The following is a 15,766-nucleotide window of genomic DNA, read 5'->3' as shown; positions in this document are numbered from 1 at the left end:
CACTTCGGCATCCGGAATTTGCGCGTCAGCACCGCCGACAAGCTCGCGCGTTGGCCTATTAATCAGCGTTTCCCTAGGTGAATCCTCGAAAGATGCTCACCGCGATCCTGGTTCAAATATGTGTAGGCGCCGGTATATTCATAGAATTCAGTCTGCTCCGGCAAGTTTCCTTGACCGGCCATTGTCGGCAACGTCGTACCTTTGGGATTGACCAGAGACGACGGTGCCTTATAGTCAAACGTGCGTGTCGTGTACACGGTACTCTGCAATGTCCGCGACCCAGCCCACTGCGTAAACGCGTCGGTTTCGCTACTTGTGCCGGACCTGGAGAATCCGACCGACTTGGGCGACATCTCATCAAGCGAGTAAATGTCGTCGGTTACGACAAACCTATGCGACTTTCCATCCTTGTCATGACGCCAGAAACCGAATAGGCCTTCTTCCTCCATCAATCGATGGACAAAATTCCAATCAGTCTCGCTCTGACGGCAGTACGAGCGCGGGGGGAGCGGCTTCAGCAACGCGAATTCGAATTGGCCTCGAGCTTGTGGATGCCCATTGAATACGTCCGTGATGACGGCGTCGATGCTCACATCCTGCCAGTACCGCATATCGTTGCGGAATTTGAGGAAATGCATCCATGAAGCGAAAGCTAATTGGTAACTTGAAAGGCTGCCGTCAGTTCCGAGCCTGCGAGCTGTATGAATGTATCCGTTGATCGGCAGATAAGACTTGTTCGCTTGCTGAATCCAAAGTGTTATCGGCTGGGCGATCAGCGTTTTGAGCTCGATGTCGCTCGCCGTGGATACCACGTCGATCGTGACACTGAAGTCACGACCAAGCTCGGAATAGGTCGTGGCCCGACGTGGCACGAGCGCGTTATCCGGCAACGACGGGATATCCGCCTTGAGCAGGCGGTCTTGCTGGATCAGGCCGCCACGAATCGCCTGAGCCAATTGGGTCATATTCATGCGTTATCCATCTTCTTGTATTTTGCAGACCAGCGATGGGCCGCGCTCTCACGGGGACGGCTCCCCGGCTATGTCGCTGCAATTTTAGCAGCGTCGCCCGGTCATGAAAGAAGAAGCGGTGGGATGTCGCGCGCAATAATCGCGAGTTTGCGACCACCCGAAAACTAGCCAAGCCCGTGACACTCCTTTGGTCGGAGCACGTTGAGCCGCCGCTTTCGGGAATGGCGACGTTATCCAGCAGATCAGAAATTTTCATCCCCAAAAAGACCGGTGTAGGTCTCTACGTACGGTGCCTTGCCAGCTAAGGCGCAGATACTGCTGCATCATCGATCATTGACGAAGGTGGCGTCAGTACCGTGGCCGTTGCACGCCTCCTCCTCGATGTCATCGAGCCAGTTTGCCCAAGCCTGCATCATGTCCCGACGCTCTTGCAAGTACTTCGCGTGGTTATACGTCGAGCGAGTCTTGTCCTTATGCGACAGCTGCATTTCAACGACTTCATCTTTCCAGCCCATCTCGTGGAGGTTCGTCGACGCGATTGCTCGGAAGTCATGGCCCGTTATCGGCTCGGGGATATTCGGCATCGTGGAGTCGAGCGCCCGATTGATTGTTGCTCGACTCATGTGGGGTCGGTGGCTTGAGAACTGCTCCGCGCAACACCGAAGCTGGATCGGTATCGGTACGAAGCGTGATCACCGCGTACGGGAACACGTTGGATACGTACTGAGTAGTTTGACCGCTACGGAAGGGGGGCAGCGTTCTTCGACGCGGCGCATCAAGGCGAGCACATCGTGAGCGGTAGTAGAGCGCATTGGGCGGTTCCCGATGTAAGGGTATGCGTCTGCTCCGAGCATGCGCAAAATCTCGCCAAAGTGCCGCTCGGTCCACGTCTTGCGCTTCTTCTCCAGCCACTCGTCGCTCACAACGCGGAAAGTTGCCTTGCCTTCGTTGATGCGCGCGGACAGCACTTCCTGCCGCGCGTGAGGCGGATGCAGCCCCTTCGTGACGAGTTCACGGGCATCGTCGCGTGCCGTGCGCGCGTCTTGGAGGCTGATGGTGGGATATTCGCCGATCGCGAAAAGATTCTCTTTCCCAGCAATTCGGTACTTGTATCGCCAGAGCTTGGAGCCAGTCGGCTCCACCAACAGATACAGTCCATTGCCGTCAGTAAGTTTGGTAGGCTTGTTGCCTGCTTTCGCTTGTCGGATTTTGACGTCGCTAAGTAGGGTGAAAAAGGGGGTATCGACTCTGGATTGTCGAAATGATACCCCCTTTTGTACCCCGTTTTTTCTCGGCTGGGGACGATTTCCGGCGAACATAAGCGAACAGTGGAAGGGCGTAAAGTGCCCAACTGGTAAGGGTTATAGGCGAATCGCCGAACCAACACGAACAGGAGCAACGGAAGTGATCAGACATATCGTCATGTGGAAGCTGAAAGAATCGGCGGAAGGCGGCACGCGTGCGCAGAACGCGCTGAAGCTGAAGGAAAAGCTCGAAGGCTGCCGCGACCTCGTGCCGGGCATCCTGCAACTCGACGTCGGCATCGCGACGCCAGGCCTCGAAGCCACGTCGGACGTCGTGCTCGTGTCCGATTTCACGGACAAGGCCGCGCTCGATGCGTACCAGGTGCATCCGGTCCACCAGGAAGTGAAGAAATTCGTCGTTGCGGTGGCGGAATCGCGCCAGTGTGTCGACTACCTGTCCGAAAGCGCAGCACGATGAGCGACGCGGCATCCCCGACGGATGGTCCGTCGATCGAAAGCCCGTTCGTCGATCTGCTCGGCGTGCGGCTCGTGTCTGCGAAGGATGGCGCGAGCGAGATCGTGCTGCCGCTCGACGAGCGGCACATGAACACGTGGAGCATCGCGCACGGCGGCGTGACGATGACGCTATCGGACATCGCGCTCGCGATGGCCGCCCGGAGCCTGACCGACGACGGCGTCGGCGTCGTCACGGTCGAGATGAAGGTGAATTTCATGCAGCCCGGGCGCGGCGAATTGCGCGCATATGGACGCGTGATGCATCGTTCGACGACGATGGCGTACTGCGAAGGTGAAGTGCGCGACAGCGACGGCAACTTCGTCGCGAAGGCGCTCGGCACGTTCAAGTATATGCGGCGGCTCGCGGTGGGTCGCGACATCAAGCGGCAACGCACGCGTACGGCGCCGGACGCCCAGCCCGGCCCGAGCGACGCGTAAGCGCCGGGACGCGCGGCCCTGCCTGGTCACAGGCGGGGCCGTTTTGTTTTGCGGCACGGATTCACAACGGGACGGCGTGACGCTGCGAACGAATCCAGGGAGACAGCCATGAACACGATCAGCCGCTAGATCCCGCTCGTGTCGCGCCCGCAAGGCGCCGCGCGCGCCGACAACTTCCGGCTCGTCGAAACGCCGCCCGTGCCGCTCGCGAATCCGGGCCTGAACCTGCGTTCGCCGCTGACGATGCAGGGCTTCATCGTATTCGAACACCCCGACGCATGGCCGCCCGCGCTGGCCGAGCTCGGCGAACTCGTCGCGACGATCGCATACGGACTCGAGCCGGCGCCGGACGCGTTCTCCGGGCTCCTGAGAGGCCACAATTTCGGTAAGCAGCTCATGCAACTCGTCTGATCCGCGCGTGGCATCATGTGACGCTTGTCCGTTCACGGCGCCGCACGCGCCGTCCTCACCGATGCCGCTGAATCCGAAGATCGCCCAGATACTCGACATGGTCGAGCGCGCAAAACGCCCGTCCTATCACCACCAGACGCCACAGCAGGCGCGCGCCGCGTACGAGAAGAGTGCGCCGATCCTCGATGTCGCGCCCGCGCCGATGCATTCGGTCGAGGCCTGCGTCGTGCCGACGCGCGATGGCCGCACGATCGGCGCGCGGCTCTTTCTGCCGGTCGAGCCGAGCCTCGCCGAACCGCTGCCGGCGCTCGTCTATTACCACGGTGGCGGCTTCACGGTCGGCAGCGTCGATACGCACGACGCGCTGTGTCGCATGTTCGCGCGTGACGCGCAGTGCGCGGTGCTGTCGGTCGACTACCGGCTCGCGCCCGAACACCGGTTCCCGACCGCCGTGAACGACGCCGACGACGCATTGCGCTGGCTGCATCGCGAGGCTGCCGCATTCGGCATCGATGTGACGCGGCTCGCGGTTGGTGGCGACAGCGCGGGCGGTACGCTCGCGACCGTCTGCGCGGTGCTCGCGCGCGACGCAGGCATCGATCTTGCGCTGCAGTTGCTGATCTATCCTGGCGTGACGGGCTACCAGGACACCGAATCGCACGGACGGCTCGCGAACGGCTACCTGCTGACGCAGGACACGATCCAGTGGTTCTTCACGCAATACGTGCGGGATCGCTCCGACCGCGACGACTGGCGCTTCGCGCCGCTCGACGGCACGCGCGGCGCGCCGTCGTTCGCCGGTGTGGCCCCGGCCTGGATCGCGACGGCCGAATACGATCCGCTGAGCGACGAGGGCGCCGCGTACGCGGACAAGCTGCGCGCGGCTGGCAATAGGGTTACGCTGGTCTGCTATCCGGGGATGATCCACGAGTTCTTCAAGATGGGCGGCTACGTGCCGGAGGTGCGGGCCGCGCATGCCGACGCGGTGGCGGCGCTCAAGGCCGCATTCGACGACGTTTGATGGCGGCGGCGCCCGGCGCCGCGCGGAGGAAGCGATGACCGACGGCTGGGTGGAAACGGGCGACTGGGCCGTGCTGGGCGGCGATGCCGCACGTATTCGCGATGCGGTGTTCGTGCGCGAGCAGCGGATTCCGCCGGAATGGGAACTCGACGACGAGGATCCACTGTCGTTGCACGCGGTTGCCTACCGTGTCGATGTGGCGACCGGCGCGCGCCGCGCGGTCGCGACGGGAAGGCTGCTGCGCACCGCCACGATCGGCCGCGTCGCGGTGTTGGCCGACGCACGCGGGCAGGGCGCGGGATCGGCCGTGCTGCATGCGCTGCTGGACGCGGCGCGGCATCGCGGCGAGCCGATCGTGCGGCTCTACGCGCAGGATGCCGCGGTGTCGTTCTACGTGCGGCACGGCTTCGCGGCAATCGGCGAACCGTTCCTCGAAATCGGCGTGCCGCACGTCGAGATGGCGCGCACGCCCTAGTGCCGCGCGCGGCAGGCTCAGCGCGGTTGCGTCGCGTCGATGTCGAACGTGAATGCGCGCTCGAAACTGCCCGGCCGAACGGTGCGGTGCGAGCCGTCGTCGTCGCAGCGTTCCTTGATGTCGACCGTCAGCCGCACGCCTTCCTTCATCGTCACGCGCAGCGCGGTCGTGCCGCGCGTGCCGTATTCGGGCGTCTCGATGAATGCGGCCGACAGCGCCCGCTCGCGCTCGATCGGAATGCCGGTGTGCGGCAGCGCGTCGTCGTCCGCGACGTGCGGATCGCGCATCAGCTCGATCAACTCGTCGAGCGACGGGGTCGGATTGTCGGTCAGCAGCGTGCCGAGTTCCGCGCGCTTGCGCACGACTTTCGGCCAGGGCGTATCGAGCCGGGCGTTCGACAGCGCGTGCACGCCGGCGCCGATCGCGACCGGCGACGCAACGCCGGTTTCGCCTTCGGCCGCACGATTGCAGAACCACGCGAGTTCGCGCCGCTTCCAGTCGCCGACCAGCAGGTTGAAGCCGTTGTACACGGCCGCGTGCTCGGCCAGCTCGCCGAGGTAGTCGAGCGGCGAGACGGACGGGCCGCGGAGGAAATCGGACACGAGCTTGCCGCGGGTCGGCGCGCCCGCGCGAATGTCGAACGGCGCGCGGTAATTCGTCAGCGCCGCGAACCGGCCGTCGCGCGACACGCCGAGCCACGTGCCACCCGCTTCCAGATCGCGGCCGGCGAGCAAGCCCGGCACGTCCTCCCACCACGAAAGCGGCGCACTGGTACGGCGAAAGAATTCGTCGCGGTTGGCGGTCAGGGTAAAGACGGGACCGGCGGCGGCATCAGGCTGCCAGTCGAAGGCAATCAGACACATCGGGCGAATCTCTCGCAGGAAACTTCGGGCGCCGGCCGCGATCTGCGAGCCGGCGTGCGAACGGGTTGTCAGTGCGTCACGCTTCCGTTGGCCACGCGTACGGCAGCGCGTCGAACGCGAGCGCCGGACCGTCGGCGGAACCAAGGTGCACCGTGCCGTTGTCGAGCGCGGCCAGCTTGATCTCGACGAGCGCGTCGACGCCGCCCGCGGGCGCGGCCGCCGCGTTGACGATCATCCCGCACGGCTGACCCGGGTCGTCGCTATGGAACAGCTCGACGCCGGCATGCACGGTGTCGGTCTCGCCGGCGACGTGCGCGAGCGCGGTACGGCGCTTGATCGTGCCGCGGTACTGGCTGCGCGCGACGATTTCCTGGCCCGGGTAGCACCCCTTGCGGAAGTTAACGGCGCCGATCACGTCGAAGTTGACCATCTGCGGCACGAACTGTTCGACGGCCGGTTGCGTGATGCGCGGCTCGCCCGCGCGCACGTCGAGCCAGTCCCAGACGGCCGGCGACACGACCGGCAGCGTGCCGGCGAGCGCGGCGAGACGCGCGTCGACTTCCGCGCGGGGCCCGATCCACAGGTAGCGCTTGCGGCCGGCCGCGTCCGGCACGCGGATCAGCGCGCCTGCAGGGCCGTCGACCTTCACGTGCACGCCGTCCGGCAGCGCGTCGAAGATGCCCGACAGCACGTCGCGCACGTCGCCCGCGAAGCCGACGACCGCGAGCGCGTCGCTCGCGTCCGTCAGTTTCGCCTTTGCACGCAGCACGAACATCGACAGCCGTTTCTGCACGGCGGCCTGGACGTCCTTCGAGACAAGCAGGCGCACGCCGTGACCGGCGCGCCACGCGAGGAACGACGCGAGCAGGCGGCCCTTCGGCGAGCAATAGCCGGACAGGCGCGCGCTCGCGGCATCGAGATGCTCGATGTCGTTGGTGAGCTGGCTGTGCAGGAACGTCGCGGCGTCGTCGCCGGCCACGTCGATCACGCCGAACTGCGCAAGCGGCATGCAGGCGCCCGGCGCGTCGAAATCGGCGGCTGACGGGCGGGGGAAAACGGGGAGCGAGACGGATGCGGGCTGTGCAGCCGGTGAAGCGAACGGTGTGCTCATGGAATGAGGGAACAGTCAACCCTGACTTTGACGAAGGCGAGCAAGTATTATATGGGTCTTACCTGAGTCTCGTTTCCATGTCCCTACTGAAGAAATGCGCCGCGACTGTCGTGGCGCTGGCCGTCGTTGTGGCCGCTGCCGGCGCGGGCGGCGGATATTACTGGGCGACCCGGCCGCTGCTGCTGGGTGCCGCGTCGCTCGATGTCACGATCAAGCCGCGCAGCAGCGTCAAGAGCGTCGCGCTGCAGCTCAGGCGCGGCGGCGTGCCGGTCGAGCCGCTCGGCTTCGTCGCGATGACGCGCCTGCTCGGGCTGTCGAGCCGGCTCAAGTCCGGCAACTACGAATTCAAGACCGGCATCACGCCGTACGACGTGCTGCAGAAGATCGCGCGGGGCGACGTGAACGAGTACGTCGCGACGGTGATCGAAGGCTGGACCTTCAAGCGGATGCGCGCGGAACTCGACGGCAATCCCGATCTCGCGCACGCGACGGCCGGCATGAGCGACGCCGAACTGCTGCGCGCGATCGGTGCGCCGGACAACGCGATTCAGCGCGGCAGCGGCGAGGGGTTGTTCTTCCCGGACACCTACCTGTTCGACAAGGGCACGAGCGATCTGAACATCTACCGGCGTGCGTACCATCTGATGCAGACGCGTCTCGACGAAGCGTGGGCCGCGCGCGTGCCGGGGCTGCCGTACAAGACGCCTTACGAAGCGTTGACGATCGCGTCGATCGTCGAAAAGGAAACGGGCCACGCGGCCGATCGCGCGTTCGTCGCCGCCGTGTTCGCGAACCGGCTGCGGATCGGGATGCCGCTGCAGACCGATCCGTCGGTGATCTACGGCCTGGGAGACGCGTACGACGGCCGCCTGCGCAAGCGCGACCTGCAGGCCGACACTCCTTACAATACCTATACGCGCCGCGGGCTGCCCCCGACGCCGATCGCCCTGCCGGGCGTCGCCGCGCTGCAGGCGGCGATCAATCCGGCCCAGACGAGCGCGCTCTATTTCGTCGCGAAGGGCGACGGCACGAGCGTGTTCTCGGACACGCTCGGCGACCACAACAAGGCCGTGGACAAGTACATACGAGGTCAATAATGGCGAGCGGTAAATTCATCACGTTCGAAGGCATCGACGGGGCGGGGAAGACCACCCACCTGCAATGGTTCTGTGAACGCCTCCAGGCCAGGCTGGCCGCGAGCGGCCGGCAGGTCGTCGTCACCCGCGAGCCGGGTGGCACGCAGCTCGGCGAGAAGCTGCGCGAGATCCTGCTGAACCAGCCGATGGATCTCGAGACCGAAGCGCTGCTGATGTTCGCCGCGCGCCGCGAGCACCTCGCGCTCGTGATCGAGCCTGCGCTCGCGCGCGGCGACTGGGTCGTGTCGGATCGCTTCACCGATGCCACGTTCGCGTACCAGGGCGGCGGCCGCGGGCTGCCGCGCGACAAGCTCGAGACGCTCGAGCGCTGGGTGCAGGGCGGCTTCCAGCCCGACCTGACGGTGCTGTTCGACGTCGCGCCACAGGTGGCGAGCGAGCGCCGCGGCGCCGCGCGCATGCCCGACAAGTTCGAAAGCGAGTCGGACGCATTCTTCTCGCGCACTCGCGCCGAATACCTGCGGCGCGCGGAAGAGGCGCCGCACCGCTTCGCGATCGTCGACGCGACGCAGACGATTCCCGACATCCGCCAGCAGCTCGAACGCGTGCTCGCCGCGCTGTAACACGAAGGAACGCACCACATGATCTATCCGTGGCAGACCGACGACTGGAACCGCCTGCAGCAACTGCGTGCGCAGTGGCCGCATGCGCTGCTGCTGCACGGCCAGGCCGGGATCGGCAAGCTGCAGTTCGCGCAGCATCTCGCGCAGGGCTTCCTGTGCGAGGCGCCACAGCCGAACGGCGAGCCGTGCGGCGCTTGTGCGGCCTGCACGTGGTTCGCGCAGGGCAACCATCCGGACTACCGGATCGTGCTGCCCGAGGCGCTCGCGGGCGAGGCGCCGGGCGCCGCCGACGACGCGAAGCCTGCCGACGCGGACGAGGGCGGCAAGAAGACGCGCGCGCCGAGCAAGGAAATCAAGATCGAGCAGGTGCGTGCGTTGCTCGACTTCTGCGGGGTCGGTTCGCACCGCGGCGGCGCGCGCGTCGTCGTGCTGTATCCGGCCGAGGCGCTGAACGTCGCCGCGTCGAACGCGCTGCTGAAGACGCTGGAGGAGCCGCCGTCCGGCGTCGTGTTCCTGCTGGTGTCGGCCCGCATCGACCGGCTGCTGCCGACCATCATCAGCCGCTGCCGGCAGTGGCCGATGACCGTGCCGGCGCCCGACGCGGCCGCGGCATGGCTCGCGGCGCAGGGTATCGACGATGCGCGCGCGCTGCTCGCCGAAGCCGGCGGCGCGCCGCTCGCCGCGCTGGCGCTCGCGAGCGACGAGAACCGCCCGCTGCGCGATTTCACGCTCGGCCAGCTCGCGGCCGGCGCCGCGTGCGATCCGTTCGCGTGCGGCGAGACGCTGCAGAAGCTGCCGGTGCCGCTGGTGCTCGGCTGGCTGCAGCGCTGGCTGTACGATCTGCTCGCGCAGCGGATGGCGGGCGCGCCGCGCTACTTCCCGATGCAGGCGGCCGCGCTCGCGCGGTGCGCGGAGGCGGTCGATGCGAATGCGTTCGCGCGCTTCATGAAGGCCGTGACGCGCCAGCGGACGGTCGAGAACCATCCGCTCAATGCCCGGCTCGTATTCGAGGAACTGTTTCTCGGTTATCGGGAAATGTTCGCGTGAGCGAGTATTGTTTCCTTCGGGTGAGGAAACGATTGCCGGCGAGTGCATGAGCGCCCGCCAACCGTATTCAGGAACCACGATGTTCGTCGATTCTCACTGCCACATCAATTTCAAGGGTCTCGCCGACCGCCTGCCTGCCGTGCTGGAGAACATGCGCGAGCACGACGTCACGCACGCGCTGTGCGTGTCGGTCGACTTCGAGACGCTGCCCGACGTGCTCGCGATCGCGCAGGCGCACGACAACGTGTACGCGTCGGTCGGCGTGCACCCCGATCACGAGGACGCACGGGAGCCGACGCTCGCGGAACTGATCGAGCTGGCCGCGCACCCGAAGGTCGTCGCGATTGGCGAGACGGGCCTCGACTACTATCGCCTCGAAGGCCGCTCGATCGCCGACATGGAGTGGCAGCGCGAACGCTTTCGCACGCACATCCGCGCGGCGACCGCGACGATGAAGCCGCTGATCATCCATACGCGCTCGTCGTCGGAAGACACGCTGCGAATCATGGCCGAGGAGCGCGCGGACGTGCCGGGCGGCGTGATGCACTGCTTCACCGAGCCGTGGCCCGTTGCCGAGCAGGCGCTCGCGCAGAACTTCCATATCTCGCTGTCGGGGATCGTCACGTTCAAGAACGCGACCGACGTGCAGGACGTCGCGCGGCGCGTGCCGCTCGACCGGCTGCTGATCGAAACCGACTCGCCGTACCTCGCGCCGGTGCCATATCGCGGCAAGCCGAATGAACCTGCGTACGTCAGCCATGTCGGACGCTTTATCGCATCCGAGCGCGGGATCGCCGTCGAGGCGCTCGCCGATGCGACGACACAGAACTTTTTCCGGCTGTTCAAGATCGCCCGCTAACGGCGCGCAGCCAGCCGACAACCCAGGGAAGGAGCCCACAACAATGACGAAGCCGACCACATACCTGCCCAAGCGCGCACTCATCGCCGCCGCGCTCGTCGCGAGCGGCCTCTTTGCCGCCGCCGGCGCGCATGCCGAGTCGCTCGACGCGATCGTCAAGGCGGTCAAGTTCGACGATATCGCCGACATCGGCAAGCAGCTCAAGAGCGGCAAGCTCGATCCGAACACGCTCGCGCCGAACGGCGACCCGATCCTCGTGATCGCCGCGCGCGAGAAGTCCGACAAGGTTGCCGCCGCGATCGCCACGACGCCGAACGTCGACCTCGAGAAGGAAGACAAGGCCGGCGAGAACGCGCTGATGCTCGCGTCGCTGAACGGCGACGTCGGGCTCGTCAAGCTGCTGATCGACAAGGGCGCGGAAGTCAGCAAGAAGGGCTGGGCGCCGCTGCACTACGCGGCGACCAACGGCCAGGACGAGGTCGTCAAGATCCTGCTCGACCACGACGCGTATATCGACACCGCATCGCCGAACGGCACGACGCCGCTGATGATGGCCGCGCGCGGCAACCACGCGACGACCGTCAACCTGCTGCTCGACCAGGGTGCCGATCCGCAGGTGAAGAACCAGCTCGGCATCACCGCGCTCGAGTTCGCGAAGCACTACAAGGCGCCGGACGCAATCGACATCCTGAGCAAGCGGACGGTGCGCGTCGGTGCGTCGGCGCCGGCAGATGCCCAAAAGAGTGCAAAATGACGGTTTTGGCGCGGTGGCGCAGCGCCCGGCCGTCCGGAACCCGGCCGGCCGCGGGCGTCCGGCTGCCGCGCCGGTCAGCGCAGCAAGCGGCCCGGGGCCGCATTGACATAAGGAACACCATGTTGCGGGCTATGTTTTGTGCCGCGGCGTTCGCCGTGCCGTTGTCGGCGGCGGCTTTCACGGGCGCGGATCTCGACCGGCTGTGCGCGAAGACGGACGTCAAGTCGCGGGCGTCGTGCGCCGCCTACATCGAAGGCGCCGCCGATGGCGTCTACAACACGATCGACGCGATCGGCGGTACCACGGGGCCGCGCGTCGGGCAGTATTTCTGCCTGCCGCCCGACATCCGGGCGCAGCAGATGACCGACGCGGTGCGCAAGTACATCGCGGAGAACCCGAAGCTGGCCGACTACAACGCGAGCACCGCGGTGTCGCTCGGTCTCGGCAAGGCGTTCCCCTGCAGGGGCGGCAGCTGATCTGACGCCGGGGCCGGGCGCGCGCGTTGCCCGGACGTCGCCGACGCATCCAGGACGAGGCCGCCGCGCCTCATAACCGAAGCATTCCCGGGCGCCGATGATTTCAATCGAGGAATTGCAGCGCATCGCCGATGCGCCGTTGCATGCGTGGCTCGGCACGCTGGGCGTGTCGGTCATCGTCGTGCTTGTCGTCGTGATCGTGCACCGTGTCGGCGCACGCATCGTCAAGCGCATCGCGCAGCCGTATCCGTTGATGAGCGTGATCCTGCGTTACATCGACAAACCTTCGCTCGTCACGCTCGCGCTGCTCGCGCTCGAGTTCCTGTGGATCCAGGCCGACGAGGGCATGTCGTTCGTGGGCGGGATGCGCACCGCGGCCGCGGTCGGCTCCATCGTGTCGCTGACCTGGCTGCTGGTGCGGCTCGTGGCCGGCGTCGGCGACGCGATCATCCAGGCCCATCCGATGGATGCGGCCGACAATCTCCACGCACGGCGCGTCCACACGCAGGCCAAGGTGCTCGTGCGGACCGTCATGGTGCTGATCGTGATCATCGGCACCGGCGCCGCGCTGATGACGTTCCCGAACGTGCGCCAGGTCGGCGCGAGCCTGCTGGCGTCGGCCGGCGTCGCGGGGCTGGTTGCCGGCATCGCCGCGCGGCCGGTGCTCGGCAACCTGATCGCCGGGCTGCAGATCGCGCTCACGCAGCCGATCCGGCTCGACGACGTCGTCGTGATCCAGGGCGAGTGGGGCCGCATCGAGGAAATCACCGGCTCGTTCGTGTCGGTGCGGCTGTGGGATCAGCGCCGGCTCGTCGTTCCGCTGCAGTGGATCATCGAAAACCCGTTCACGAACTGGACGCGCAGCAGCTCGGAGATCATCGGCACGGTGTACCTGTCGGTCGACTACCGCACGCCACTCGCGCCGCTGCGCGAGGAACTCGCGCGGCTCGTCCATGCGGCGCCCGAGTGGGACGGCCGCGTGCAGGTGCTGCAGGTGACCGACGCGACCGAACGCACGATGCAGTTGCGCGCGCTCGTCAGCGCGGCCGACTCGTCGGCGTGCTGGGATCTGCGCTGCCGCGTGCGCGAGGGCTTGATCGCCTATCTGCAGGCGCGTTTTCCGCAATGCCTGCCGCGCAGCCGGATGGAACTGTATCCGCACGATTCGGCGCTGGACGAGCCGAGCCCCGAACGACCGCATGCGCGGCCGCCCGCCGCCAGCACGGCAGCCAACACCGCGGCCGATCCGAAAGCCACCGAAGGCCGCTGAACGCGTGCCGGTACCCGCCGCCATTTTCTTTCCATGACCGCGCTGAACACGCTCGCCATCGCCAACTACCGCTCGCTGCGCGAGCTGATCGTGCCGCTCGCGGCGCTCACCGTCGTCACGGGGCCGAACGGCAGCGGCAAGTCGAGCGTTTACCGCGCGCTGCGGCTGCTCGCCGATACGGCGCAGGGGCGCGTGATTCCGTCGCTCGCGCGCGAAGGCGGGCTGCCCTCGACGCTGTGGGCCGGCCCCGAGCGCTTTTCGCGCGCGATGCTGAGCGGCGAGACGCCGGTGACCGGTACGGTGCGCAATGGACCGGTGAGCCTCAAGCTCGGTTTCGCGAGCGACGATTTCGGTTATGCGATCGATCTCGGCCTGCCGGTCCCGAGCCGTTCGCAGTTCGCGCTCGATCCCGTCGTGAAGCGCGAATGCATCTGGGGTGGCGCGCTGTTGCGCCCGTCGACGCTGCTGGTCGACCGGCAGGGCGCGCAGATTCGCGCGCGCGCCGGGTCGGGCGACTGGCACACGGTGCCGCAGCCGGTCGCGAGCTTCGACAGCATGATGACCGAGTTCGCCGATCCGGTCGGCGCGCCAGAGATGATCGCGGTGCGCGAGCGGATCCGATCGTGGCGCTTCTACGACCATTTCCGCACCGATGCGCAGGCGCCGGCCCGGCAGTCGCACATCGGCACCCACACGCCGGTGCTCGCGGACGACGGCGCCGACCTGGCCGCCGCGCTGCAGACGATTCGCGAAATCGGAGATGCCGCGGCGCTCGACGCGGCGATCGATGACGCGTTCCCGGGCGCATCGATCGACATCGACAATCCGGGCGGCCGCGGCCGCTTCGACGTGCTGATGCGCCAGCCGGGGCTGCTGCGGCCGTTGTCGGCCGCCGAGCTGTCGGACGGCACGCTGCGCTATCTGCTGCTCGCGGCCGCGTTGCTGACGCCGCGGCCGCCCGCGCTGATGGTGCTGAACGAGCCGGAAACGAGCCTGCATCCCGATCTGCTGCCGGCGCTCGGCCGCCTGATCGCGCAGGCCGCGCAGCGTTCGCAGGTGCTGGTCGTGTCGCACGCGGCGCGGCTCATCGCGACGCTCGAACGCGAGGCCGGCTGCGAGTCGCTGGTGCTCGACAAGCAGCTCGGCGCGACCGTGCTCGTCGACGCGGATACGCGCGACCTGCCGCCGTGGAAGTGGCCGTCGCGCTGACGGGCGGCGCGGTGCGCGCGTGGCCCGTCAGCGGTGGGCCGTCGGTCGCTCGCCCTCGGATGCCCGTCGCGCCGGTCCGGCCGCCTCGAAGCTGGTACGGGCGGCCCGCGGGCGAATGTATCCTGTCTGTAACAACGCCCATAAAATGAAAGTCCGGTGCTTCCGGGCATCGGGATCGCGAATAATAATGAGATATTTGGCTGGCGCGATGCCGGCCGCATGCCGCACGGAGCGCGGCGTGCACCAGCCCCCGTGGCGGCTGACCGAGGACACAGGAGACGTGGACCATGAGAATTGCCCAGATCGCCCCGCTGACCGAATCCGTGCCGCCGAAGCTGTACGGCGGCACGGAGCGCGTCGTGTCCTACATCACCGAGGCGCTCGTCGACCTCGGCCATGACGTGACGCTGTTCGCCAGCGGCGATTCGACGACCCGGGCCAGGCTCGAACCGGTGTGGCCACGCGCGTTGCGGCTCGACTCGTCGATCCGCGATCGCGTCGCCCCGCACATGCTGCTGATGGAGACGGTCGCGCGCCGCGCGAAGGATTTCGACGTGCTCCATTTTCACATGGACTACTACTCGTTTTCGGTTTTCAACCGGCAGGACACGCCGTACGTGACGACGCTGCACGGCCGGCTGGATCTGCCCGAGCAGCAACCGGTGTTCGACACGTTCAACACCGCGCCGGTGATCTCGATCTCGAATTCGCAGCGCCAGCCGCTGCCGCAGGCGAAATGGCTGACGACCGTGTACCACGGCCTGCCCGACGCACTGTACCTGCCGCAGCCCGTCGAGCCGCGCTATCTCGCGTTCCTCGGCCGTATCTCGCCGGAGAAGCGGGTCGACACGGCGATCCGCATCGCACGCCAGTGCGGGCTGCCGATCCGGATCGCGGCGAAGATCGACGCGGCGGACCAGGAATACTTCGAACGCGAGATCAAGCCGCTGTTCGCTCTCCCGCACGTCGAATACATCGGCGAGATCGCCGACCACCAGAAGGCCGAATTCCTGTCGGGCGCGCATGCGCTGCTGTTTCCGATCGATTGGCCGGAACCGTTCGGGCTGGTGATGATCGAGGCGATGTCGTGCGGCACGCCGGTGATCGCGTTCAATCGCGGCGCGGTGCCGGAGGTGCTGGACGAAGGTGTGTCGGGCTTCATCGTCGAGGACGAGATCAGCGCGGTGGCCGCGGTGAACCGGCTGCACCTGCTGCCGCGCGCACGCGTGCGGCAGCGCTTCGAGGAGCGCTTCACTGCGCGGCGGATGGCGCAGCAATACGTCGACGTGTACCAGTCGCTGATTCGCGCGCAGAAGCGTTCGCGCTTCAAGGTGATCGATTCGACGACCTGACGCGCCACGCGCGCGGATAAAAAAACGGCGAT

General features: G+C 66.7%; 17 protein-coding genes and 2 pseudogenes. 14 read left to right on the top strand and 5 right to left on the bottom strand.

Features of this window, described 5'->3' with window-relative positions:
• Positions 1-74: 74 nt before the first annotated feature.
• The 3 genes and pseudogenes from BTE28158_RS25875 to BTE28158_RS25865 form a co-directional block, all read right to left on the bottom strand.
• Positions 75-971 (bottom strand): annotated as a pseudogene (locus tag BTE28158_RS25875) (phage late control D family protein); the annotation flags it as partial.
• Positions 972-1,294: 323 nt separating this feature from the next.
• On the bottom strand, positions 1,295-1,642 hold the full coding sequence (locus tag BTE28158_RS25870) for a tyrosine-type recombinase/integrase (RefSeq protein ID WP_279608094.1): 348 nt from the start codon (positions 1,640-1,642) through the stop codon (positions 1,295-1,297).
• 21 nt (positions 1,643-1,663) lie between these two features.
• Positions 1,664-2,290, bottom strand: a complete 627-nt coding sequence (locus tag BTE28158_RS25865; RefSeq protein WP_203249522.1) for a tyrosine-type recombinase/integrase — start codon at positions 2,288-2,290, stop codon at positions 1,664-1,666.
• Positions 2,291-2,375: 85 nt separating this feature from the next.
• On the opposite strand from BTE28158_RS25865, the gene BTE28158_RS25860 reads away from it, so the two are divergent.
• From BTE28158_RS25860 to BTE28158_RS25840, 5 genes and pseudogenes are all read left to right on the top strand, one after another.
• Positions 2,376-2,693 carry a Dabb family protein gene (locus BTE28158_RS25860; RefSeq protein ID WP_059604189.1) on the top strand — a complete coding sequence of 106 codons (318 nt, stop codon included), beginning with the start codon at positions 2,376-2,378 and terminating at the stop codon, positions 2,691-2,693.
• Positions 2,690-3,169 (top strand): PaaI family thioesterase, encoded by a 480-nt coding sequence (locus tag BTE28158_RS25855; RefSeq protein WP_006753420.1) that lies wholly within the window; start codon positions 2,690-2,692, stop codon positions 3,167-3,169. The genes BTE28158_RS25860 and BTE28158_RS25855 overlap by 4 nt, the downstream gene beginning before the upstream one ends.
• 195 nt (positions 3,170-3,364) lie before the next feature.
• Positions 3,365-3,580: pseudogene (locus tag BTE28158_RS25850) on the top strand (NADP-dependent oxidoreductase); the annotation flags it as partial.
• Between the two features lie 61 nt (positions 3,581-3,641).
• Positions 3,642-4,601 carry an alpha/beta hydrolase gene (locus BTE28158_RS25845; RefSeq protein ID WP_151051799.1) on the top strand — a complete coding sequence of 320 codons (960 nt, stop codon included), beginning with the start codon at positions 3,642-3,644 and terminating at the stop codon, positions 4,599-4,601.
• A gap of 34 nt (positions 4,602-4,635) precedes the next feature.
• The gene (locus BTE28158_RS25840) at positions 4,636-5,076 is read left to right on the top strand and encodes a GNAT family N-acetyltransferase (protein ID WP_151051797.1); all 441 of its coding nucleotides are present in this window, start codon (positions 4,636-4,638) and stop codon (positions 5,074-5,076) included.
• 17 nt (positions 5,077-5,093) lie between these two features.
• On the opposite strand, the gene BTE28158_RS25835 is transcribed toward BTE28158_RS25840, so the two are convergent.
• Both BTE28158_RS25835 and ygfZ read right to left on the bottom strand, forming a co-directional pair.
• On the bottom strand, positions 5,094-5,939 hold the full coding sequence (locus tag BTE28158_RS25835; RefSeq protein ID WP_151051795.1) for an NRDE family protein: 846 nt from the start codon (positions 5,937-5,939) through the stop codon (positions 5,094-5,096).
• Between the two features lie 76 nt (positions 5,940-6,015).
• Positions 6,016-7,050, bottom strand: coding sequence for a CAF17-like 4Fe-4S cluster assembly/insertion protein YgfZ (gene ygfZ / locus BTE28158_RS25830; RefSeq protein ID WP_151051793.1), 1,035 nt, complete (start codon positions 7,048-7,050; stop codon positions 6,016-6,018).
• A gap of 77 nt (positions 7,051-7,127) precedes the next feature.
• Between ygfZ and mltG the strand changes: the two genes are divergently transcribed.
• The 9 genes from mltG (at position 7,128) to BTE28158_RS25785 (ending at position 15,734) form a co-directional block, all read left to right on the top strand.
• Entirely contained in the window at positions 7,128-8,147 is a 1,020-nt protein-coding gene (mltG, locus tag BTE28158_RS25825; protein ID WP_124622580.1) for an endolytic transglycosylase MltG, read from the top strand.
• Entirely contained in the window at positions 8,147-8,767 is a 621-nt protein-coding gene (tmk, locus tag BTE28158_RS25820; RefSeq protein WP_059604208.1) for a dTMP kinase, read from the top strand. Before mltG ends, tmk begins: the two co-directional genes overlap by 1 nt.
• 18 nt (positions 8,768-8,785) lie before the next feature.
• The gene (locus tag BTE28158_RS25815; RefSeq protein WP_174920157.1) at positions 8,786-9,814 is read left to right on the top strand and encodes a DNA polymerase III subunit delta'; all 1,029 of its coding nucleotides are present in this window, start codon (positions 8,786-8,788) and stop codon (positions 9,812-9,814) included.
• Positions 9,815-9,893: 79 nt separating this feature from the next.
• Positions 9,894-10,673 (top strand): TatD family hydrolase, encoded by a 780-nt coding sequence (locus BTE28158_RS25810; protein WP_059538079.1) that lies wholly within the window; start codon positions 9,894-9,896, stop codon positions 10,671-10,673.
• Between the two features lie 43 nt (positions 10,674-10,716).
• The gene (locus tag BTE28158_RS25805; RefSeq protein WP_059604214.1) at positions 10,717-11,427 is read left to right on the top strand and encodes an ankyrin repeat domain-containing protein; all 711 of its coding nucleotides are present in this window, start codon (positions 10,717-10,719) and stop codon (positions 11,425-11,427) included.
• 119 nt (positions 11,428-11,546) lie between these two features.
• Positions 11,547-11,903 carry a Rap1a/Tai family immunity protein gene (locus tag BTE28158_RS25800; RefSeq protein WP_006755340.1) on the top strand — a complete coding sequence of 119 codons (357 nt, stop codon included), beginning with the start codon at positions 11,547-11,549 and terminating at the stop codon, positions 11,901-11,903.
• 97 nt (positions 11,904-12,000) lie between these two features.
• Positions 12,001-13,173 carry a mechanosensitive ion channel family protein gene (locus BTE28158_RS25795; RefSeq protein WP_059604216.1) on the top strand — a complete coding sequence of 391 codons (1,173 nt, stop codon included), beginning with the start codon at positions 12,001-12,003 and terminating at the stop codon, positions 13,171-13,173.
• Positions 13,174-13,206: 33 nt separating this feature from the next.
• Positions 13,207-14,382, top strand: a complete 1,176-nt coding sequence (locus BTE28158_RS25790; RefSeq protein WP_124622584.1) for an AAA family ATPase — start codon at positions 13,207-13,209, stop codon at positions 14,380-14,382.
• Positions 14,383-14,669: 287 nt separating this feature from the next.
• Positions 14,670-15,734 (top strand): glycosyltransferase family 4 protein, encoded by a 1,065-nt coding sequence (locus BTE28158_RS25785; RefSeq protein ID WP_059604220.1) that lies wholly within the window; start codon positions 14,670-14,672, stop codon positions 15,732-15,734.
• The last annotated feature ends 32 nt before the right edge of the window (positions 15,735-15,766 follow it).

The organism is Burkholderia diffusa (assembly GCF_902499115.1).
GTDB classification, from domain to species: Bacteria; Pseudomonadota; Gammaproteobacteria; order Burkholderiales; family Burkholderiaceae; genus Burkholderia; species Burkholderia diffusa.
Note: the sequence above shows the minus strand (reverse complement) of the source record. Positions and strands in the feature narration are given on the sequence as shown.